This window comes from Anabaena sp. WFMT (genome assembly GCF_051781005.1).
Taxonomy (GTDB): Bacteria; Cyanobacteriota; Cyanobacteriia; order Cyanobacteriales; family Nostocaceae; genus Anabaena.
Map to the genome: position 1 here is coordinate 80,181 of NZ_JBPWOA010000054.1, position 22,529 is coordinate 102,709.

Consider the following 22,529-nt stretch of genomic DNA (forward strand, 5'->3'; position numbering starts at 1 on the left):
CCTCAGTGAAAATGTATTGATGAAGTAGCAAAGCTTGTTTAGGCGAAGGATAATCAAGAGAGGGAGGAATATTGAAGATATTTTCCCCCTCTCTGGTTTGGATTTATTGATGTAGTCGGTGTTGATGGGTATTAGTGGTGCGAACCTGTTGTTGAGATTCTGGTTTGTAAGAGCGATCGCTCTCTACTATTCCCAAAGCTTCCTCAAAAGGTTGGGTTGCTTCTAGACAGGACAATCCCTCAAATCCTTCAGCTTCTATTTTTACTTCACCTGTAGCAGTGTCAAAATGTATCAATATTGCCCTTTCCATAGATTATCTCCGTACTTGCTGAGTTTGTTGATGTGCTGAGAATGCAAGACGCAAGGTATGTACTTGACCCTTGGTTTCTTCGGTGATGGTGCATTCTCCTAGCTGTTCCTGTAACTGTGCTGCTTTAGCGCGAACCATGTTTTTACCGTAGGCTTGCATGAGGGTATGAGAAAAGAAGTTTTCTCCCAGTCGGGGTACGGTTTCATAGGAATCGTGGATGATTTGATACACCTTTACTTCTTGATCCCACAGAAACCCGATATCTGCGCGGGCATTTAAAGTAGGACCAGGGACAACAATCTCTGCACTTTTTCCTTCAGAGTCGTCGTAATAACCTTTGAGCAATTGTGGTTTCTCATAAACTTGCACGGTAAGCTGCAAATCTTGTAGAGCATCAACTAAACATTCACGATTAGTTAATTTTGTGGTGACAGTTGAGAAATGTGACATCTTAGTTACTGTGAATTGGGAAATTAAGACTGATAAACAGGGAAGCAAACAGTTGCTATTACTTCCTCTCTTAATTGCGTAGCAAGTGTATGAGGTGTATTATTCTCATCTACACCTCACACCTCGTTTTTGCTCAAGGATGATACAGACAGGTTTTTCTACCGAAGTTTGAGAGACATGGCTGTAGCTTTGCTTAACCCCATACCTTCATCACTTGCTAATCTTTGAAGATGACGTTGTTCATCCAGCAGCTTGGCGTAAATTTCGTCCATTTTTCCCTCTAATTGAGAACGTCCCTGTGAATCAAGCCTTTTGGCATCTACAGAAGCGTTTTCGAGAATGTCTTCTAGATGAGTCATCATTTGTTCGAGACTGCTACCTGCTTCAAAACTGGCGTTACCCAAAAGCATTTGCACTTTCTTGAAATGACGTTCCATCTTTTTCTTGAAGTTGACTGGCTTGCGTCCTGGTTCCCAGTTGCTCAAATCTTCGAGTAATTGCGCTGCTAGTTGTTCACCTCCAGCGATCGCTGATTCTCTGAGTGTTTGTTCTAAATTTGTGTCATACTGCTCGATGAATCGAGTTATTTGCTGCAAACATTCAGCTTGTTGTTCTGACAATTGCTCGCTAATAGCAGGAATAATCACAGGACGACCAATTATTACTTGTAAGTAGTCTTCTAGTTCCTCTAAACAGGGAAAAGCTTTTACTAAGTTTTGCTTAACTTCTTGTTGTTGTTCTACAGATAACTGCCAAGCATTCAGTGAGAGGAATTTATCAATTCGTTTTTGGTAATCTGTGTAACCCTCGTCATACTCTTCTCTCAATTGGGTGCGTAAAGTAGGAGCAATATTATCTCGAATTTCGATTAATTGACTCCAGACTATGGGCGCTAAATCTATGGAACAAATCCAATCACCATTGTCATAATTCATCCATTCTTGGACTGAAGCAACTTCTTGTCTTAATTTGTTTGCGGCTTCATCTAAAGCTTTGAAAACTTTGATGCCTTTTAAACCAACTTCTGAAGTTGTAACTTTTACTAAGTCAGATTCTTGCTCATTTTGAGACGTTTTGAGAACATCTGCCCATTTCGGAGCATTGCTTTTAGTTGTTTTCTTTAATTGAATCTTGAACCGGATGCGTGTTTTGTTTAATTTGGAGAAGTTGTATCTTTCAACAACAGCGTTTTGGAGGAAGGTTTCATTTGAGTTGGGAATGACTACTTGTAGCATATTGTTTTGGGAATCATATTATTTGCTCACTCCCAGATAAGCGTTAGCTTGCAACTGATAGCTACACAAATTTGTTCCCAAAATTGTGATTTCAAGTTTGAGATTGCCGACGTTATGGTTGAAAAAAACGGCGGTGCTGATTTGAGGTATGAACGTGATTTTGGATGATGTAAGAACTCTTGTAGAGATGTTATCTGGAACGTCTTTACACCTAAATTTATACTTGTCTTCAGTAACGCAAAAAAAAACAGTGTAATTAATTTAAAAGACCGATGCTTATTCAAGTTTATCTAAATACAAAAATCATACTTTTCTTGCTATAAGATAGTACGAACTTTATATCCATTGACATTTTGTTTTCTAGTGCTAGTAAATGGCGTTATATACTTCTCGCATATCAGTAGTACGTAGATGCCTACCTGATTTGGCTGGCGGGATTAAAGGAGTTAAAATTTCCTTCTTTGCATGATACTGAACTGTTGGATAGGTTCTGGGAGACATATTTCTAAATAATCGGACAAAATTAATTACACAAAAATCTGGACTAAAATCCTTGACTGGTAAAGGATTGGTAAATAACTAATATGTAATTAATTCTGTCCAATTACTTACCAATTTTGTGTGAAGATTTGCCGAAAAAGTATATAATGAACACCAAAGGATACGAAAAAAGAACTAAAGAAAGAAATTTGGCGTAGCCTCATAAAGAAACTCTATTACACACTATATACACTTTTTCAGAAGTATCTTTTCATTATTATTCAACCTTTTTACCCCTTTTAAATTTACTTTATAAATAGCCTCTCAACAAAATTCTAAAAACTAAAGAGAAATAAAAGTTGAAGTGGCAATAATGACAGCTAATACCCATAAAGCTTAGTAAACCAAGTTACCAGTACCTCGTAACTGTCGCAAAGAATTGAGACAAAACGGACAGTCACACTTAAATATCCTAATTGCAGCGTCGCTTTCCTCCTCCGTAAAATTCAGTTCTGCAATTTTGCTATCAGATGGCTGTGCCGAGAGTACCATAGACTTAGGTGCAGGAGCAGCCTTGGGATCTCTCTCGGAATCTCGAATACACACGAAATCTTTCAGACCGTGAGGATTAGTAATACAAGTACGACCGTCACTAGTGTGCATTAATCGCTGATTTAGATTAACACTAGCAAGGGCAGGATTAATGATACCCAGTGTAGACATTAATGATGTAAAAATTGAGGAACTGGCAAGTAAATTTAGTATGAGCTTTTTATTCATAAACTTCCTAAAAAAAGATAACTGACCATCTACGTTATTCGATTCACCATCAAAAATCAAGTGAATTTTTGGAACAACTAATTTGATAATGCCGTTCAGAGAAAGTTCCTCATCCAGTTAGGCTAAATTTAAGAGTAAGCTTTTCTGGTTCACCCTGAAAATAAACTTATTAAAAACGATTTATACTTAATTTCGGTTCTTTTTATGGAAAACCCGGTTCAAAACCATTGAAAGCCTTATTGTGTAGGCATTTCATTAAAAATATCGTCATAATTGTTTATAACCCTTGCCCCGTAAGGTTTTTGTTATAATCCATCCTCCATCACCATAAAAGTAATGCAAGAGCCTTAATTTCTAGCTTTAATATTACTTACTGCTGAATTTGCTGAAGCAGAGTTTGTGTTTGCTGATACCTCTGAATATCTCCTTGCTGTTGAAACAGACTTGCAGCTTGCTGTAAATCGGTAATAGCACTTTTGCGATCGCCTAAAGCATATTTAGCCAGTCCTCTGTTACCATAGGCATCAGCTAAGTTGGGGTTGATTTTTAGTGCTTGGTTAAAATCTGAAATCGCCATCTGATGATTTCCCTGTCTATAATTCAAAAAACCTCTATTGTAATAAGCATCTACAGACTGCGGATCAATTTTGAGTACCTGATTAAAGTCGGTAATAGCAGCTTGAAGATTTCCCAGTTCTGCATGAGCCATTCCACGACCATTGTAACCATCTGTATGGCTAGAATTTAGTTGCAATACTTGATTAAAGTCGATAACGGCTGCTTGAAAATCTCCTAACTGAGACTTGGCCAAACCCCTCAAGCAGAAACCTTCATAGTATCGGGGATTTAACTTGACTACCCGACTAAAATCTTCTATTGCACCGTTGAAATTGCCTTGCTCCAGCTTTTGCACCCCCTGGTTATAGTATTCCTGAAAATTCATCTTTGGGATAGGTGTTGGTGATTCCGGGGCAGCATAGACAGCAGTAGGTATACCACTCAGTACGCTAGTTGTTATTCCTAGAATAGTAACAACTTTGTGAATATAGTTCATGACTTGACTTTCTCCATGTTAAAACACATCAAGACAACACAATATTTTTTGCAACTAAATCCATCCTAAGCCATTTATCAATTGAAATTCAACCAACCCAAAATACTTTGTAAGAGCAACCAAACATTTAGTCCAACGATAACAATAGCGACCAGCCAAGCTAAAGATTTAAGCCATAACGGATTGACAAACTCACCCATTAAGCGGCGATTACTCGTAAATATCACCAAAGGAATCACTGCAAAAGGTAACTGTAAACTGAGGATAACTTGACTTAAAACTATGAGCCGGCTAGTGCTATGTTCCCCAAAGACAATAATTGTGATCAATGCTGGAATGATAGCAAGCAGACGGGTAACTAAACGCCGTAACCAGGACGGAAGACGAAATTGTAAAAAGCCTTCCATAACTATTTGTCCAGCCAATGTTGCAGTCAGCGTTGAACTTTGACCGGAAGCAAGTAAAGCGATCCCAAAAATAGCACTAGCAGCACTAACCCCTAACAATGGTGAAAGTAGTTTGTAAGCATCTTGTATTTCTGCTACATTCTGATTTCCAGAAAAATGAAATGTTGCAGCAGATACAATTAAAATTGCTGAGTTAATAAACAGTGCTAAGGATAAAGCAAACGTTGAATCAAATGTGCCAAACTTAATCGCTTCCCATCTTTTCTCAGAAGTTGGTTGCCAATCGCGGGTTTGCACAATGGAAGAGTGTAAATATAAGTTATGAGGCATCACTGTTGCCCCTAAAATACCTATAGCAATGTAGAGCATTTCTGGGTTTTGTAAAATTTCTTTTTTGGGCAGATATCCAAACATTATCCCCCCCATATCAGGTCGAGAAAAAAGAAGTTCTGCTGCAAAACAGATGCCTACAGTTGCTACTAGCATTGTTACCAAAGCTTCTGTATAGCGAAAGCCTTTATGTTGTAAAAGTAGTAATACTAGGACATCCAGCGCAGTGATACATACGCCCCATAATAAGGGAATACCGAATAATAATTGCAGAGCGATCGCACTTCCTAACAATTCTGCCAAATCACAAGCAGCGATCGCAATCTCACATAATACCCACAAGCAAAAGCTCACTTTTGGACTGAAATAATCCCGACAAGCCTGTGCCAAATCTCGCTCCGTAGCCACACCCAAACGCACACACAGCGATTGCAGCAATATCGCCATCAGATTCGACAACAGAATGACTGTCAACAAGGTATAGCCAAACTTAGACCCCCCAGCAATATCTGTTGCCCAGTTTCCGGGGTCTATGTATCCCACAGAAACCAGATATCCTGGCCCCGCATAAGCCAGCATTTTGCGCCAAAAGCTATTAGTGTTAGGGACTCTAATACTACGATGAACTTCTGGAAGGCTAGGTTTATTTTCTGGGATAGTCATTTTGGTGTTTTTACATTGTCATAATTTATTCTTTCATATTCTTCTCATAATTTCAAAAAAATCTGCCACGAATATTAATTTTCTCAAGATTTCACAAGTAAAATTCCTGTCTTACTACTAAAAATTGTTATATTTTTTATACTCGTCAAATAACCAGGATGTTCTTAAGTGAGAGAAATACTAAAATCCTTACTAAACTTTATATGGGCTGGCCTATTTGAGATCGGTGGTGGTTATCTTATCTGGCAATGGTTAAAAGATGGAAAACCTTTCTGGTGGGGAATTGCTGGAGGTATTGGGTTAGCTGTATACGGTATGCTTGCTACCCTCCAACCTGCTAACTTTGGTAGAGTGTATGCTGCCTATGGAGGCGTATTTATCGTTATGGCAATGCTTTGGGGTTGGAAAATGGACAAAGTAGCTCCAGACCGCTACGATATTTTAGGAGGATGCTTGGCGCTATTAAGTGTATTAATTATTATGTATGCGCCCAGAAGATAGAAAAATGACCAATCAGCAACTAAAGACTTGATTCATTTAAGTGTTCTTCTACAGAACGATATAAGTTAATAATGTAACTATCAACCAAACTGTAATAGACATTTTTACCTTCTCGACGATAGTTCACCAACCGCATCGCTTTAAACAATCGCAGTTGATGACAAACGGCTGATTCCGTCATTTTTGTTAATGCAGCTAAATCACAAACACACAACTCTTGAGAAGCCAAAGCTGATAGCAGACGTAGGCGGTTTGGATCTGCAAGTATCCCAAATACTTCTGCTATCTGTTTGGCCTTGGAAGTTGCGAGAATTTCCGCTTGAGTTGAGCGCACATTATCTAAATGCACTACATGAGCGTCACAATTTGGAGCATCAGAATGTTGAAAATGCTCGAAGTCTGGCTTTCCCCGGCTCTTTTTCATAGTTTTTGTGCGTAAGCAATGGTTATTAATTTCATAGTATCTAAAATGATAACCATTGTACAATTGAATAGTTGTTCAATTGTTGTATTAGAATATTGGCAGTTAACTTTATAGTTTTTTCTGTAAAACTGTCATGACTCAAACCCCCTCCCTCAAAACCCAGTTTTTGCAAGTTGATGGTATGGACTGCGGAAGTTGTGCCAAGACGATAGAAGCCAGTTTGCAACAGCTTGGCGGTGTAATGGAAGCTTCCGTGAGCTTTGCAACTGCAAAAGTTAAAGTTTTTTATGACACAGATATCCTCAGCGAAGCTGAAATTATCAATCGCATCACTGCTTTGGGATATACGGTTAAACAAAATAGTGAGGTCAAGCCTCATAATCGTGACCATTCCTGCAACGGCGACCACGACCATCATCATACCCACTCCTATGAGAGCGAACATGAGCATTTTGAAGTAGCTTCTACTCAAAAACTACAGGCAAAAATTGGTGGGATGGATTGTGGCAGTTGTGCCAAAACAGTTGAGGTTGGCTTACAGCAAATAGTAGGCGTTCTTCAGGTATCAGTCAGCTTTGCAACTGAAAAAATGCAAGTATCCTACGACCCGCAACAGGTCGATGAAGAGACAATTTATAATCGAGTTCGCAGTTTGGGTTATACAGTTGAACTCACTCAAGAATTAAGCTCTCACCAACAAAGCCAAAGCTGTAACCACGACCAACATCAAGACAATTCAGTTCCAAAACAAATTCCAAAACGCGACTCAGCAAACTGGAAATTTTGGGTGAATAACCGCCGGGGACAAAGCGTAATTTTAGCGGGAATAGGGTTAGTTTTGGGCTTAGTTGCTCAATATTTAGCATTACCTATTTGGATAATGCGAGCTTTTTATGGCATTGGTATAGTAATTGCAGGCTATCCTATTGCACGGGCTGGTTTGTTTGAGTTGCGCTTGCGTCGTGCCGATATGAATCTGCTGATGACCATATCAGTTATTGGGGCAGTGATTTTGGGGGACTGGTTTGAAGCAGCATTAGTCCTGTTTCTGTTTTCTTTGGGTACAACCCTGCAAGTTTTCACATTTGGTCGCACACGCAATGCTATCAGCGCCCTTATGGATTTAACTCCACCTACTGCTACTGTGAAGCGGGGGAATAAAGAAGTTACAGTGGGCGTGGAAAGTGTGCAAGTTGGTGAAATTTTGACAATTCGACCAGGACAACGTGTGGCTTTGGATGGTGTTGTTGTTTCTGGTACAAGTGCTATTGATCTTTCGCCAATTACGGGAGAATCAATCCCAGAAGATAAAGAAAAAGGTGATACTGTCTTTGCGGGAACGTTGAATCAGTCAGGCTTTTTAGAAGTTAAAGTAACTCATATTGTTAGTGATACGACTGTTGCTAAAATTATCCATTTGGTAGAATCAGCCCAAGGCAGCCGCGCTCCTTCTCAGCAGTGGGTGGATCGGTTTGCAGAAGTTTACACCCCAATTGTAATTTTGATGGCGATCGCTATTACTCTGATTCCGCCTTTGGCATTTGCTCAACCTTTTAATGTTTGGTTCTATCGAGCGCTGGTAATGTTGGTGATTGCTTGTCCTTGTGCTTTGGTGATTTCTACCCCAGTTTCCATTGTTAGCGCCATTGGTGCTGCAACTCGCCACGGCGTTTTGTTCAAGGGGGGTAATGCACTGGAGACAGCCGGACACCTGACAACTCTGGCTTTTGATAAAACTGGTACGATTACCCAAGGGTTGCCCATTGTGCAGAAGGTTTATGACTTTGGCAAGGTAAGTGCAAACATGGTGTTACAAATTGCCGCTTCACTGGAGCAACAGTCAGAACATCCGCTCTCTAAGGCAATTGTAGCCAAGGCGCAAGAACAAAAGATGGAGTTAGAAACACCTATGAACTTCATGGCATTACCAGGTAAAGGAATTCAGGCAAACTTCGGTGAGATATTATACTTAGTTGGTAATCGGCGGTTGTTTTCAGACCAAGGGATTCTTTTGTCTGATGAGGCTGAATCTTTGTTGGCTGAAATTGAACAACTTGGTCAAATTCCGGTACTTGTAGGGGCAAAGGAAGGGTTATTAGGAGCGATCTCACTTTCTGATGGTATTCGATTAGAAGCAACCGAAGCCGTGCGACAATTGAAGCGGCTGGGGCTAAAGCGGTTGGTAATGCTGACAGGCGATCGCACCCGTGTTGCAGGGCAAATTGCTCAACAAGTGGGAATTACAGAGTATCGGGCTGAACTGCTACCTGAAGATAAACTCCAAGAAATTCAACAGATGCGTCGTGATGGAGTGGTAGGGATGGTTGGAGATGGTATCAACGATGCCCCAGCCCTGGCTGCTGCGGATATTAGTTTTGCGGTGGGTGGCATAGATATTGCTTTGGAGACAGCAGATGTAGTCATAGTGGGAAATGACCTCAGACGACTGGCTTATGCAGTAGAATTGAGTCGTCGCACTGTATCTGTGATCCAACAGAATGTTATTTTTTCTTTAGTAACAAAGGCTTTATTTCTGCTATTGGGAACGTTTGGGTTTGTTGGGTTAGCTGTAGCCGTCTTAGCAGATACAGGGACTTCTTTGTTAGTGACTGCAAATGGAATGCGGTTATTCAAAACTAGGACTTTTGATGATTAGATAATGGTGTATGATAGCAGTCATAAGTTGTTTTATCGATTAGAATTTTTGCGTATTCAAGTGATTGCTGAGATAAAATCGGCGGACACGCTTTGGCTTATGTAACCTCACAAGCAGTATGTAGGGCGTTTCAAACACAAATCATTAGCTGACATTTGTAGCCCTACTTTTAAATTTGATTGCATACTAAACTTTATTATCGTTGACAGCTTTTTCATGGATTACCTCTTCAATCTCTGCCAGTTTCTTGCGAAGGACTTCCTGAAACTCCATTAATTGCGAAACCTCAACTTTCTTCAACGCTTCCCCAGAAACTTTATATAAAGAGCGTGTTGCTGTTGCTACTGGTTTAACTTGTTTTTCGATTTTCTCAGCGTCGGTACTTTGTGAAGCGATCGCCTCAGTGACTAATTGCCGGGTTTTTTGTACAGATAATTTTTCTGCTAATACCTTTTGGGTGATGTTGATTCTAATTTCTTCTGCTTCTGATTCTGGTAGTCCCAAATTTTTCGCAGAGAGTTTTTGTAATGCCATTGCGTGAACACCTTTAAGTCCAGAAGACCTAATAGCAGCTTTTAAGTCTTCAGCTAAAGAAAGCATGGGAAAAATATTGGCATCAATAGAAGCGGGATTAAGTTGTAAATCTAAAAGTATAGTCAACACTGCCACTTCTCGCTCATCTAAGTCCAAAGTAGCTAAACCTTGTTGCTGTTCCTCTGGCGTTACCGTGAGCAGTTCAACAACAGAGTTCATTCGTTTTTGTGCATTCAACCGTCGCACTACTGTTGAGAGAATCCGGGGAATATCCTGGGGTTCTAAACCAGTATTAGTTGCCAATTCCCGGACAATAGCTTCAGCTTTATCAAGAGGATTGAGGTCTTCCCGGTGTAATGAAGTGATTAAAGCTTTGCGGTGTAGAGCATCAGGTTCAGGAATAATGACAGCTTGCAGATTTTGCCAACCCAAGTTTTTCGCACTACGCCAACGCCGTTCACCATCAAATATAACTAAGTGTTCCCGTTGAATTAAAATAATTGGCTCTAGTTGTCCATCTGATACCAGAGAACGAGACATAGACTCAATACTTTCTGATAAAAATGTCTGTCTCGGTTGTTCTGGGTTGGCTTGAATTTTGTCTAAAGGAATATGTTGGATACCTGATTGTGACTGAAGTTGCGCCCTAAGTGTTTGTAGCTGTGCTTCTAACTCACTCGACCCTTGAGAGCGAAGTTCTTCTATTTCGGCTTTGAGACGCTGAATTTCTGCCTCAGCTTCTGATAACTGTTGGGATTGCTTTGCGCCTGAAAAATAATTGGTGAGGTCAGGAGATTTACGGGTGGTCATAAGTTAGCACAGTTTTAATTTGTTTATTGAAACAGCGATCGCGCAGTACCAATAGCGCAGCGTGGCCTAAGCCATCATGCGATAGCGAAGCGCTGCTGCAAGCAGTTCGCATTAGGTAAGTGGTTATGCAAAATTATTGACACATCAAGAGTTTGATTAACAAGTATTTCAAGCACTTTGATGAGGCATTAATTTCAATGAGCTACTGAATAAAGGAGTATTTTCCAGCTATTGCTAAAAAATAAAAATGCGTAATTTTTACAACAGCTTGGTTAAATTGAGAGTTTTTTTACTCCTGCCATCAACTTGGTTAAGCCGTGACTTTCTCTTTACTCTTACTGCCAATCAAAGCGGCTAATTTTGAGGCAATTTCTTTAAAATCATCTTTTGCTGGATGACTAGGACGGTGAATAGGTAATGGTAATCCTTGTCCACTGGCGTTAACAAATTCAGCACTATCCCGAATTTCTGGAAAAGCATGGATATTCATCTGCTCTAACTGAGATGGTAATGCAGCTAACATTTGTCTATGGGCTGCACGTCGAGCATCGTATTGGTTGGGAACAAAGCCAAGAATTTCTGGTGTGGGTTTTAAGCGTAAGTGTTTGCAGTGGTAGTAATACCATTCCAGTAAATGAGCCGCTCCTTGAATTGATTTTGGTTCTAGCTGGACAGGAATAATTATGTGTGTACTAGCTGTCAGTGCCATTAAAGGTAAGGGACCAAGGGTCGCTGGACAATCAAAAATGATTAAATCATGTTCTAGAGGATAGTCAGTTAGGCGATCGCCTAATAAGTAAGCTCCTCGTTTGTGTAAAACTAATTCATCTGCTGTTTGGGTCAGAACCATACCACCCTGACAAATGACTACTTTATCAGTGTGTTCACTCCAGCAGGGTGTCAACGGCCAGTTACCATCAAAATTCTCTTTGAGGACAGCAGCTAAAGTATGTTCTGGTTCTGGTTGATTTAAACCACAAAACAGTGTCAGTGACCCTTGCGGGTCAAGGTCAAACAGTGCTACCTTATACCTGCGTTTTGCCAGAGCATGAGCTAAATGGACAGAAAGGGTTGTCTTACCACTTCCTCCGGCATTACTTATTACAGCTAATCTAATTTGCATGACTATTTTTTTTGATATTAGGGAGTATCATATATTGAGTTCTCCACCTCATATATCAATATCTGATGTTTTGATGTGGAAGTATCATAATATCGAATACTGACTTTTCCACGTCATATATCAATATCTGATGTTTTGATGTGGAAGTATCATATATCGAATTTTTTAAATCATATATCAATATCTGAGGAATCAGACAATCTGGAGGAGGTATTTTTTTGGTGAAAATTCAAGCTGAAGTCATAGCCTTGCCCCAACAAGTGAAAACAACTATCTGCCCACAGAAAAAAATACCTCTGGCAAAAAGCCAGAAGTAAGAAGATTAAAAGGGAATGTGAGAAATATCAGTATTGCGAGAATGTCCGTTTTGAGAAGCTGTAGCTACACCAGCACCAACTAGCTGTTGAGTATTTTCCTGTGGTGTGGGTGGTTGAACAACAGGAGTAACAGTTGGTGTATAAGTGCGATTACCAGCAGTAGTGCAGATGAAGTTGCGAATAACTAAGGCAGTTTTCTTTTCTTTATATCCCTTACCGCTATCCACTACGTTAAGATCCAGATAGCCGATAGCGATACCAGTGGCATTAATTCCAGATTCAGCAATGGAAACTGCTGCTGCTCCCTTGGTTCTGTAAGGAATTGTGTCTTCCACTACGCCATCTTTTGAATAGTAGGAGAAAGTACATTCACCATAGACAATCTTTACACCTTGACTGTCAAAAGCTTCATCAATAGTCAGTAGTTGGATGGTTTGGGTTGAGTTAATCATGGTTTATCCTTGTGATGAAATTGTCAATTGTTCATAAAAATTGCGCTTTGCGCTTTTTAACCAAAACATCCCACAGACAGAAGTGATGCTGCGGGATGATTGACTGGCTAGAAATTGGCGTTAATTATGGAGTCTTGGTCTTCACCAATTTCATTTGAGTCTTTGCGTTGAGCAGAACTGATGAGTTCCAAATTGTTGACACGAATGATCGGTTTTTGTCTGGGTTCGTTGGTGTTTTTGTCTATCCATCTATCAAAGACTATTTCACCGGTGATCCCAATAGTTGAACCTTTTTGAACCCAGTCTGCTGCAACTTGAGCAATATTTCCCCAAAGTTCTAAATCAAACCAAAGGGGAGTTTCACTTCTGTAGGGAGGTTTAACAGCAAGGGTCAAGGATGTTTTCATTGCACCTGATTCAAAATAGCGTATCTCAGGTGTTTGACCAACGCGACCAACTAAATCAACTTTATTGATGTATTGCTGAGTCATAATATTTTCCTTGGGTAATCAAATTTTTCACTGTATTAGCGCGACAGCGCATTCTCGGTTATGCAGCAAAATGAATGATTTGGTGCTAATTTGGTGCTGGTATTGGATACAGCCCAGTATCAAACTTGATTGCGCCTAGCGCATTGATTACTGGTTGTATTGGGGAAAAACTGCGTAAAAAAATAACCCCAAATCTGCTAGAGATTTGAGGCTGATGACTATTACACAATTTTTTCTTTGGTTGCTAAACCATGCAATTTGGTTACTAACTTTTCCTCTTTCATGCGAGAGAAACCAGGGACTTTGTGCAATTTGGCTAACTCCCTCAGTCTTTTTAAAGTTAGTGTTTGTAAATCTTCCAAACTTGCTAAATCTGGGGAATCGGGAATATTTGTTACTTTTGAGGAAGAGTTATCAGGTGTAGGAGAATCGGTTGAATCGGTGATAATTTCTGCTGTGTTTTCAGAAATAATAACTTTACTGTCATCAGTATGACTTTCGTCTGGTGAGGAAGTAGATTCAGATAATGTTGCTGGGGCGATCACTTCAACTACTGAGCTATCCTCAATCTCTTCGTTTATGGTAGGTACTGTATTAGCACTATCTTCACCAGGAGTATCATCTGTTGAGGAAGTAAATTCAGGTGATGTTTGAGCGATCGCATCCACTACTGAGTTATCCTCAATATCTTCGTTTAAGGTAGACACTGTATTAGCACCATCTTCACTAGGAGTATCATCTGTTGAGGAATTAGATTCAGATGATGTTGGTAAAGCGATCGCTTCCAGCAGTGTGCTTTCCTCAATTTCTTCGTTTACGGTAAGTAATGTATTACTACCAGCTTCACTAAAAGCATCATCTGGTGACGGAGTGCTTTCAGAGGGTGAAGCAATTGCATCATTACTGCTGAGGTTAGGCGTTTCTGTATCCCTGCTTGTGTCACCAAGAATTTGCTCAATAGTGGTTACACTGGGTTCTTTCAAAACGGTAATTCTGTGGAAATTTCCCACTTTTCTCACAGAAATTCTTGCCCCAGCCGTGCGGAGTTTTGTTGTCAAGTCATTGAGTAGGAGAAAAGCTACATCCAATTGACGGTAATTATTGATAATGGCACTCATGGTTTTTTGTTTGATTTAGTTCACCACAAGAGCGCATAGCGCAATCCTTTTATCTAAAAACGTTTTTGGTATCTTTGATGAGGTTTAGATAGATTGCGTTGAAAATGTAGTTTTTGGTATTAGTCAGGAAATAGTAAAACTTCCCATACCAAGCGGGGAGAGGCCATTTTTAACAGAGAGTTTTTTGCATCTTCCAGTTTTAACAGCCAATTTTGATCACTGAGAAATTCCTTCCAGCAATATTGCAGGTAATCTATCAGCCATAGTTGTTGATGAAAATCTAATTGCACTTCAATATCTTTGGAAATACTTAACGCTGTTAACACATTGCTAGGTGGTTGAATTAGTTGTTGCAAAATTGATTGTGGGATAGATTGGAGTTGATCATGGTAAGCGATCGCTACCCCTGGAGAACCACCAGCAAACTGTATAACATTTGGGTGATTGACAATTTCAGAACGTCCCACATTTTCTAAAACTGTGGTCATTTGGGCGTTGTTTAGTCGCTGGAAAGGAATCAGTTGGCAACGGCTGGTAATTGTAGCAAGTAACCGTTGGGGTTGGGATGAAATGAGGATAATTGTGCCGGATATTGGCTCTTCCAAAGTTTTCAGGAGTGCATTAGCAGCAGTGGGTGGCATTCTTTCCGCATTTTCTACCACAACAATTTTGTAAGGTGCAATTAGGGGGGAGGTAGTCAGGAATTGGGTGATTTCTCGAATCTGCTCAATTCTAATTTGGGATGGAGTTTTTCGCAGTACCCCAGAAGCTGCTATTTCACTTTCACTTAACAACTGTTTTTGGTGTAGGTATGTTGGTTCAACCCATAAAATATCAGGACAGTTAGTTAGGTTTTGGATGTTGAAAGTTTCAGCGATAAAGCTTTTAGCAGCTAAGGATTTTCCTACTCCCTCTGCTCCAGCAAATAAATAAGCAGGGACAATTCGGTTGTGTGCGATCGCACCTTTGAGTAAAGATACTGCTAAATTTTGACCAATGATTTTTGATAACTGCCAGTTTTCTGCAATTGGCTGTGTAGATTCGGAATCTATACTTTGAGAAGGTTCAAAAACAGAAAGGTCTGTTGTGAGATGAAGTAGATCAAGTTGCTTCATTTTTTGAGTTTTGGAAATTGTTGATTAGACATCTCCAGAAATTTAATATCCCTCCAACAACCGCAGCATTTTAGGTTAAATTTCCGAGGTGTCTATTGCATTTGAAAGAAGTAGTACCTACGAGCAAAGTTTGATAATTTGAGTTTGCAAGGCGAGTTTTTCATCTACACCAGATTTCAGCATTAGCTCTAGTTCCAATAGTATTTTCAAACCATTTTTCAGCTTGTTTACACAACAATTAGCAACCTCTTGGCGGATGTAATACAAGCGTTTGGGATTTTTCACGTCTGCGAGTTGGGTGATCGCATTGTCGTCTTGACACCCGGTGATGATCATCTGTTTGACTGTTAGCCAAGTGCGAAAGGTTGTAGTCAGGGTAGCGGTAATCTTTAAAGCTGGTTCATTACAGTTAATTAAGCGATCGCCAAATTCCAATGCTTGAGCAATGTTACCCAAGCGAATGGCGTTGGCTAGTTGTAAGCTATTAGCAGCACTTTCTGACACTAATTCTTTCACCATATCCCCATTGACTGTTTTACCCAAAGCATAGGTTTTGAGCTTTTCTAGTTCGGTGAATATCAGTCGTGTATGATTGCCTGTGTAATCAATCAATACTTTGTAGGCATCGGTAGTGAGTGTTACACCTACTTCGTCAGCTAAAGTACGAGCTTGCTGTATTAATGCTTGGGTTTGCCATTGGGGAATGAGAGGAAATTCCTGTACCTGTGCGTATTCAAGTAGGAGTTTGACTGATTTATTTCTCGCGTCAGGTTTGTGAGTGTTGGTGATCAGGAGGGTATTTGTTGAGGGAATTTTGGGGAGAATGGACTCCAACTGCAACAAAATTTCTTTTGAACAAACTCCCAGTAATGTGCTGTTGGGCAAATGTACTAATCTTCCTCCACTCCCAACTGGTGGTGTCATGATATCGGATAATGCTTGAGGAATGGTTTCTTTAGATTCTGGGGGGTATTCTGTATAGTTAAAGTCTGCCCATTGTTGATCTAGAGTGTGGGTTTTTAGTTGTTTGATGGTGCGAGTTAGGAAGAATTCGTTTTCACCAAAGTATAAGTATGTTGGCATGGTAGTACGGCAATTGTATTGTCGTACATGAGCGTTAGCTCTAAACCCACTATTGAAATTTTATAAAGATCAAAGAAACATATAGCTATTTTTTTTTAACCATGCTAAAATTTTTTTTCTGAATGCTAAATATTTAAAAAACAATGAGTAATATACAAAAAAATCTTGAGCAGTATGGATTTGCTGAAATTACTGTTGAAGATGGAATGACACAAGGCAAAGCATATACAAAGCAGTGTTCGGGATCTCGTTCGGAATGTTGTACGCGGACTTGCTCAAGGGATGAAAACTTTGTAGGGAGTGCAGATGAATGGGAACAGTTTCTTAATGTTGAGGGTGGACAGGTTCAATACTGATGAATGAAATATCAAATAAGTATAAACCCCGTCTTCGAGATGGGGTTGATATTTATCTAGAGTCTGAGAATGATGTTACTTTTGTTTATTTAGCTTCTCGAAAAAGAATAAAATTTCGATGTCACCCTTTGCTGATAAAAAGTCTTTCTTGGTTAACAGGAGAGTTCTCTATTGAAGAGTTGAACTGTCGTTTAATTAACTTGTCATGTGAAGATTTTTTAGTAAATAATGGATTTTCAGAATTTATTAAAAATTTATATAAAAAAGGAATTCTTATATCTGAACATTGGATTGAAGAAATTTCTTTACCATGTTTCTATAAGAAAAGGTTAGAACGCCAACTAAATTTCTTACTTGATATTACTGATAGCTCTAATGAAGTTGCTAGAATCCAATCCAAAATTTATCAAGCTAAAATAGCAATATTTGGTGTTGGTAGTGTTGGTAGTTGGTTATGTCGAGAACTTGTGATGATGGGATTTCACAATTTCTTGTTAGTTGATTACGGTATTGTTTCCGAATTTGATATATCTAGACATGGATTTTTTGAACAAAAAGCAATAGGGTTTCAAAAAACTGAAGTAGCCAAACAAATGATTCTTGATATTGATCAAGAGGCTTGTGTACAAGTTCTTGATCATGCCTTAACAATAGATTCTGATTTAGAAACTTTATTGCTAGGCATTGATTTTATTATTGATACAGCTGATGAACCTTATATCGGTTATACAGGTTTAAAACTGTCTCGTTATTGTGTTAAACATAAAAAGCCACTAATGATTGCTGGTGGTTTTGATGCACACTTAGGCTCTTTGGGTGAGTTAATAATACCAGGTGATACTCCTTGTGCAGATTGCTATAATACTTTTTTTAAAGAATCTTTAAAAGATTGGAAGCCTATTAGTCATCCTGTCAAGGATAGAAGAAGCTCTTTTGGAGGTTTAGTATCTTTGTCGGTTCTTGCAGCTTCAACATCTGCGATGACTATTCTTCGTTATTTTATTAATCCTACAGCTACATTTGAAGGCGAACGAGGAGAATTGCTCTTCGATGATTACGACTTATCAGTATTTCCTGTTCCAAAAAATCCGACCTGTTCTGTATGCAGCAATTTAGATAATGAAAGATAAAAATTTTCGTCTTAGACCATCTGTTAGCTTTGTTCCTATTGATGTAAATAATGAAAAAAATCAGCGTTTTGACTTCTTTTTATCTAATACGCGTCGGATAGTTCCAGTAGTATTCTCTCAACCTATATTAACTGAGATTATATCTAATTTAGATGGAACTAAATCTGTCTCTTCTATTATAGAAGAATTTGGCAATAATCATGAAATATCTATATGTTCTCTCTTCAATTTTCTTGCTTCTAAATGTCTTATTGAAGATATAGAAACCGCAGACAAAATTGCCAAAAGCTCTTATCGAAGAGTATTAAATTTTCTTGGAGATTATGTTTCTTATAATTCAATTTTTGAAGTGTGGAATCAAGTCAAAAATCATCATGTTGTTATAGTAGGATTGGGTGCAATTGGAAGTTGGGTATCTGTTCTTTTAGTTCAAAGTGGAATACAGAAATTAACCCTTATTGACAATGACGTAGTACAAGAAAATAATTTAAATCGTTCGCTCTTTACATATAAAGATTTAGGTTTAAAAAAAACTACGGCAGTATCCAATAGACTAAAGTCTATTGATTCGGATGTCAAAGTTAGTGAAATAACAAAAATTATTCTGCAATCAAATGATATATTAGAAATATTAAATGATCTAAAAAAAGATTATGAAAATATTTTATTAGTTAACTGTGCAGATTTTCCAAATGTTGATGTTACATCAAAGCTAATTCATGAAGCTTGTATGCAAAGCAAAATTCCCTATATTATATCAGGAGGTTATAATCTTCATTTAAGTTTAATTGGTCCCACAATTATTCCTTATGAAACAGCTTGTTTTGAGTGCATGGCTCTGACGCTTGAAGACATAAACGCACCAGAATTAAAAAATATTAGAAAACTTCCTCGAACACAGCGTAATATAGGAAATCTTGCTCCATTAACTGGAATATCATCATCGTTTGTAGTTAATGAAGTAATACGTATTGCTTCAAAAACGCCTGAGTTAAAACCTGCAATGGTAAATAGAAGAGGAGAATATAATTTTTTAACCAATAAAATTAATTTCATTGATTTACCAAGACGACCTGATTGTCCGTGTTGTGGAAATAAAAAATAATTTGATATGCAAAACAATCAACCTGTTAATGATTCAGAAGAATTTGTTTACCAAGTTTGTCATAAATCCTTCCTTTCTCTCTGGAGTTATGCAAATCCTAAAGGCAAGAATTCCAAAGAGCTATGTGACATCCTTATTGTTTGCGAGCCAGATGTTATTATTATCAGTGTTAAGGATATTAAGCTCACTGATAGTGGAAATATTAAAGTAGATTGGCAAAGATGGCTTAGTAAAGCTATTGAAGGTTCGGCAAATCAAATCTATGGGGCTGAAAGATGGATCAAATCAGCTTCAAATGTGATCCGAAGCGATGGAAGCCAAGGCTTACCCTTTCCATCATCAGACGTGCGGCGTATCCATCGTGTTGCTGTTGCTTTGGGTGGAGATGATAAAGTTCCAATTCAATTTGGTGATTTTGGCAAGGGATTTGTTCATGTATTCGATAAAATTTCCTTTGAAATAATACTAAAAGAACTTGATACAATAACGGATTTTGTGCAATACCTTATTGATAAGGAAGATTTATATGATTCTGGCAAGCTAACCGTCTTTGAGGGATCTGAAGAAGACCTTTTAGGTTACTACATATACAATGGACGTTTTTACCCACAGGATTTCGATGTCATTGTTGTGGGAAGCAACATTTGGGATGAGATAATTAAGAAACCAGAATATAAGGCGAAAAAAGAAGCTGACAAAGACAGTTATATGTGGGATAGACTAATTGAACATCTAAGTCAGGATGCCCTGAACAATAATTTAGAATTTGGACCAGATTTAAATGAATCTGAACTTGTGTTTCGTGCAATGGCAAGAGAAAACCGATTTCAACGCCGAATGCTAGGAAAATCTTTTAGGGATTTCATGGATTTGGCTGCTCAACGTATGATCGAGTCAAGAACCTTAATATCACCGCAATCCAGTATAGCTTATGTATTTTTAGCAAAGCCGCACGGAGAAGAAAGACAACACCGTATCACTGAGTTAGAAGGAAGATGTTTTGTAGTGCGAGGGTTGCAACAGGATTATAAAACTGTCATTGGTATTGCAACTGAGCGGTACGAACCTGGTAAGGGGTTTTCCTTCGATATAGTTTATCTGCATAAAGAAACCTGGACAGCCGAAGACCAGAAACAACTAGAGTATGCCCAGAGGGAATTTGGCTGGTTTGCAAGTCCACAACAAAAATTAGTTCATGAGGATGAATATCCAACTAATTAATATTGTGCAATACCACTCTATCCCCAACAGTTATTATGTTGCCAATTCTACTCGCACTTTACACTGAGCGATCGCCCTTTCCATTACCATAGACGATCGCTCATAATTAGTATAATCCCTAACTCAAAACAGACTCAACTGCTTCCCCACATCACCTTGAGGCTCAACAACCGAAAGTAACTCATCTCGTTTTTTAGCCATCAACTCCAAATAATACCCACTGGAATAGGCTTCAGAATTAGTCAACCCCTTAATTCCTTGATAAAACGTCACAACATCCCCAGTATTACCCAGAACCAAAAGAGCCTTTTCACCCTTCTTAATTTTCCGAGTAACCTGTAACTGTTCCACAGGAAAATCACCAGAACGAATAACTTTGGTTAATTCCTGGTAATATTGTTCTGCCTTAGCTTTTGACAGAAGATATTGTGTCAGGTAGTTCAAAGGAAACTCCTTTTCTAAACGAGAGCGATCGCGTTTCCGCCATGAACCCTTAGTAGTAATTTTACCATCTTCATGCCAGATAATATAATTCTTAGCTCCTCTAGAGGGAACAAACATCGCTTGAGCAAGAATTTCCAACTCTATATTGATACCAGTAGGTAAAGCATTTTGCAGCTTTTCAAATATCAGCAGAGGTTCAGAGTGGGAGAAGAACACACCATCAGTATCACTTTCAACCTGGATACCTCCCGCTTTTTCAATCACATCAATCATGAATCGTAGAATCCGTCTACCATAAGCTGTAACCAGTGCAGCAGCTTCCATATCGTTAAAACCAACACCAGAAGTCCCATAAAAGCCAAACAACGAGTTGATTAACACTTTGAGAGCAGCTTCAGCTTGTTTAGCAGCTAAATCTCCAGCTTTTCCTAATTCCTTGAGTCTGAGTCGTTCCCTGGTGAGATAATCGAGAATACTTAACCCCACTCGTTGCGTATCCTTGCGGGAGCAAATCCCATATTTAAGCATAATGCTGGGATACAGACTGGAAACATCAATTTTGGCAATGTGTTTGTGTAAACCTGGTACAGAAATTACCAGTCCTCCCTCAAATTTCAACTTCAGATCAGCAGTTGGTTTGTAACCTGAATATTGTCTTTCTAAAACGCGCTGCCATTTAGTACCATTACCAGTGAGCGATAGTTGTTGTAAATTCATACCTGGTACTATCAGCGATTCATAGTAATAGGAAGGAACTAATTTATCAGCAATTAATTTCGTATCTTCCAAGTCATAAATTAGGTATTTTCTGATTTTTTCCCATCCTTGAGAACCTGCACCTTCACCCCAACAATGTTGAATTTCTTGGGGTGTTAAAACCAACCTAGCAGATTCTCGCAATCCCATTTCTATCACTGCACTTTTTAGGGAATGTTGATATAAAGCTTTATTGACAAAATCCCATCTCAAGACACAAATGTAAACATCAATATGTTGGCTGTTGCTGATGAATATTTCGGAGATATTCATAGGCTTGCCAAATACCTGTGCTGTCTTGATAATTCTCGATTGCTGAGAAATAGTAAATGGATGAGATATGTTATTGATTAGGCATCTAATAATGATAAATGGAAAATCAAAATCTGTACCGTTGTATGTGAGAACTACATCAGGAGATATAGACTGAAAATAGGAAATAAATTGGCAGAGTAATTTTGATTCATTTTCATCCATAAATACAAAATACTCGCCCAATTCATTCATACAACCAATAGCGAAAATTCTATCTTGACTAGGAATCAGCCCTGAAGTTTCAATGTCAATAACCATTTGCTTCAGGGCATTGTAAGGTTTAATAGTCTGTAAAGGTTGCCAGGAGCGATAAACTGTATTATCTGCGTAGAAGATGTTTAATTTATCTTCGGCAACAGTAATTTGATTATCGCTTTTGGTGATAAAATGGCGATGATTGTAATTAATATTCATTTTTGGTGTTGGTTACTTACCAATAGTTCCTATCTTTTGCATTTTGAAAAGTGCAGAATTGATTTCCAGTAAATATTGTGGTGACGGATACTGAGATAAGAAATAGTGAAAGTCGTCTAAATGTGTAATCGTCAGTTCTTGAGGTAAGATTTTTCCTTGAACATTCAGGAGAATTTTCGGATGTTCACGCCATTCACAGGTTGTTATTTTAAATAATTGGTAAATCACAGAATTAATGTGGAAATTGTAAGAGGATACCGGGTGATTTTTGACAAATTCACATAATTCCTCTAAAGTATTTAAACTTTGTGTGCAGGATTCTCCACTTTTAGATTGACAAGATATTTGCATGATTATTACTCCAATGGTAACAAATAATTTGAAATAGATAGACTGAGCTATTACGAATGACTAATTACTCTCTTTCTTTTAGAAAATATTGATTAAACCACGAA

21 protein-coding genes and 1 pseudogene are annotated in these 22,529 nt (G+C 38.6%); 5 read left to right on the plus strand and 17 right to left on the minus strand.

All coding sequences use genetic code 11. The features are described 5' to 3' along the window. Window positions 1-103: 103 nt before the first annotated feature. The 7 genes and pseudogenes from ACSQ6I_RS26610 to ACSQ6I_RS26640 all read right to left on the minus strand — a co-directional run bounded on the left by ACSQ6I_RS26610 (window position 104) and on the right by ACSQ6I_RS26640 (window position 5,709). Window positions 104-310, minus strand: a complete 207-nt coding sequence (locus ACSQ6I_RS26610) for a DUF2997 domain-containing protein (RefSeq protein ID WP_127055541.1) — start codon at window positions 308-310, stop codon at window positions 104-106. Window positions 311-313: 3 nt separating this feature from the next. After that, window positions 314-760, minus strand: a complete 447-nt coding sequence (locus tag ACSQ6I_RS26615; protein ID WP_438893212.1) for a DUF1257 domain-containing protein — start codon at window positions 758-760, stop codon at window positions 314-316. 158 nt (window positions 761-918) lie between these two features. After that, window positions 919-1,995: a hypothetical protein gene (locus ACSQ6I_RS26620; protein ID WP_438893213.1), complete on the minus strand. Its 1,077-nt coding sequence runs from the start codon at window positions 1,993-1,995 to the stop codon at window positions 919-921. Window positions 1,996-2,364: 369 nt separating this feature from the next. After that, a pseudogene (locus ACSQ6I_RS26625) lies at window positions 2,365-2,496 on the minus strand (IS5/IS1182 family transposase); the annotation flags it as partial. A 375-nt stretch (window positions 2,497-2,871) separates the two neighbouring features. Continuing rightward, a complete protein-coding gene (locus ACSQ6I_RS26630) occupies window positions 2,872-3,255 on the minus strand; it encodes a hypothetical protein (protein ID WP_015364308.1) in 384 nt (127 codons plus the stop codon). A 370-nt stretch (window positions 3,256-3,625) separates the two neighbouring features. Continuing rightward, window positions 3,626-4,309: a tetratricopeptide repeat protein gene (locus tag ACSQ6I_RS26635; protein WP_438893214.1), complete on the minus strand. Its 684-nt coding sequence runs from the start codon at window positions 4,307-4,309 to the stop codon at window positions 3,626-3,628. A gap of 77 nt (window positions 4,310-4,386) precedes the next feature. Further along, window positions 4,387-5,709 carry an Nramp family divalent metal transporter gene (locus tag ACSQ6I_RS26640; RefSeq protein WP_438893215.1) on the minus strand — a complete coding sequence of 441 codons (1,323 nt, stop codon included), beginning with the start codon at window positions 5,707-5,709 and terminating at the stop codon, window positions 4,387-4,389. Between the two features lie 168 nt (window positions 5,710-5,877). On the opposite strand from ACSQ6I_RS26640, the gene ACSQ6I_RS26645 reads away from it, so the two are divergent. Beyond that, window positions 5,878-6,210, plus strand: a complete 333-nt coding sequence (locus ACSQ6I_RS26645; RefSeq protein ID WP_438893216.1) for a YnfA family protein — start codon at window positions 5,878-5,880, stop codon at window positions 6,208-6,210. A 19-nt stretch (window positions 6,211-6,229) separates the two neighbouring features. On the opposite strand, the gene ACSQ6I_RS26650 is transcribed toward ACSQ6I_RS26645, so the two are convergent. Further along, window positions 6,230-6,634: an ArsR/SmtB family transcription factor gene (locus tag ACSQ6I_RS26650; protein WP_438893217.1), complete on the minus strand. Its 405-nt coding sequence runs from the start codon at window positions 6,632-6,634 to the stop codon at window positions 6,230-6,232. Window positions 6,635-6,767: 133 nt separating this feature from the next. Here ACSQ6I_RS26650 and ACSQ6I_RS26655 point away from each other — a divergent pair, with 133 nt between their 5' ends. Continuing rightward, complete coding sequence (locus ACSQ6I_RS26655; RefSeq protein ID WP_438893218.1) at window positions 6,768-9,290, plus strand: heavy metal translocating P-type ATPase; 2,523 nt, start codon at window positions 6,768-6,770, stop codon at window positions 9,288-9,290. 186 nt (window positions 9,291-9,476) lie between these two features. Here the strand turns inward: ACSQ6I_RS26655 and ACSQ6I_RS26660 are convergent, their stop codons facing one another. From ACSQ6I_RS26660 to holA, 7 genes are all read right to left on the minus strand, one after another. Continuing rightward, window positions 9,477-10,634, minus strand: coding sequence for a ParB/RepB/Spo0J family partition protein (locus ACSQ6I_RS26660; protein WP_438893219.1), 1,158 nt, complete (start codon window positions 10,632-10,634; stop codon window positions 9,477-9,479). A 310-nt stretch (window positions 10,635-10,944) separates the two neighbouring features. Beyond that, on the minus strand, window positions 10,945-11,757 hold the full coding sequence (locus ACSQ6I_RS26665) for a ParA family protein (RefSeq protein ID WP_127055531.1): 813 nt from the start codon (window positions 11,755-11,757) through the stop codon (window positions 10,945-10,947). Between the two features lie 322 nt (window positions 11,758-12,079). Continuing rightward, the gene (locus ACSQ6I_RS26670; protein WP_127055530.1) at window positions 12,080-12,526 is read right to left on the minus strand and encodes a hypothetical protein; all 447 of its coding nucleotides are present in this window, start codon (window positions 12,524-12,526) and stop codon (window positions 12,080-12,082) included. A gap of 107 nt (window positions 12,527-12,633) precedes the next feature. Further along, the gene (gene ssb / locus ACSQ6I_RS26675; RefSeq protein WP_127055529.1) at window positions 12,634-13,017 is read right to left on the minus strand and encodes a single-stranded DNA-binding protein; all 384 of its coding nucleotides are present in this window, start codon (window positions 13,015-13,017) and stop codon (window positions 12,634-12,636) included. 221 nt (window positions 13,018-13,238) lie between these two features. Next, window positions 13,239-14,135 carry a hypothetical protein gene (locus ACSQ6I_RS26680; protein ID WP_190714858.1) on the minus strand — a complete coding sequence of 299 codons (897 nt, stop codon included), beginning with the start codon at window positions 14,133-14,135 and terminating at the stop codon, window positions 13,239-13,241. A gap of 119 nt (window positions 14,136-14,254) precedes the next feature. Next, entirely contained in the window at window positions 14,255-15,250 is a 996-nt protein-coding gene (locus ACSQ6I_RS26685) for an AAA family ATPase (protein WP_438893220.1), read from the minus strand. Window positions 15,251-15,367: 117 nt separating this feature from the next. After that, complete coding sequence (gene holA / locus ACSQ6I_RS26690; RefSeq protein WP_190714855.1) at window positions 15,368-16,333, minus strand: DNA polymerase III subunit delta; 966 nt, start codon at window positions 16,331-16,333, stop codon at window positions 15,368-15,370. Window positions 16,334-16,688: 355 nt separating this feature from the next. Between holA and ACSQ6I_RS26695 the strand changes: the two genes are divergently transcribed. The 3 genes from ACSQ6I_RS26695 to ACSQ6I_RS26705 are packed head-to-tail and all read left to right on the plus strand — an operon-like array spanning window position 16,689 to window position 20,145. After that, window positions 16,689-17,819, plus strand: a complete 1,131-nt coding sequence (locus ACSQ6I_RS26695; RefSeq protein ID WP_190714852.1) for a HesA/MoeB/ThiF family protein — start codon at window positions 16,689-16,691, stop codon at window positions 17,817-17,819. After that, window positions 17,809-18,924, plus strand: a complete 1,116-nt coding sequence (locus ACSQ6I_RS26700) for a HesA/MoeB/ThiF family protein (protein ID WP_190714849.1) — start codon at window positions 17,809-17,811, stop codon at window positions 18,922-18,924. Before ACSQ6I_RS26695 ends, ACSQ6I_RS26700 begins: the two co-directional genes overlap by 11 nt. A 6-nt stretch (window positions 18,925-18,930) precedes the next feature. Further along, window positions 18,931-20,145, plus strand: a complete 1,215-nt coding sequence (locus tag ACSQ6I_RS26705) for an NERD domain-containing protein (RefSeq protein ID WP_190714848.1) — start codon at window positions 18,931-18,933, stop codon at window positions 20,143-20,145. Between the two features lie 123 nt (window positions 20,146-20,268). Here the strand turns inward: ACSQ6I_RS26705 and ACSQ6I_RS26710 are convergent, their stop codons facing one another. Both ACSQ6I_RS26710 and ACSQ6I_RS26715 read right to left on the minus strand, forming a co-directional pair. Further along, window positions 20,269-22,074, minus strand: a complete 1,806-nt coding sequence (locus tag ACSQ6I_RS26710) for a DNA polymerase domain-containing protein (RefSeq protein ID WP_190714846.1) — start codon at window positions 22,072-22,074, stop codon at window positions 20,269-20,271. Window positions 22,075-22,086: 12 nt separating this feature from the next. Beyond that, window positions 22,087-22,425 carry a hypothetical protein gene (locus tag ACSQ6I_RS26715; protein WP_190714844.1) on the minus strand — a complete coding sequence of 113 codons (339 nt, stop codon included), beginning with the start codon at window positions 22,423-22,425 and terminating at the stop codon, window positions 22,087-22,089. Window positions 22,426-22,529 lie beyond the last annotated feature (104 nt).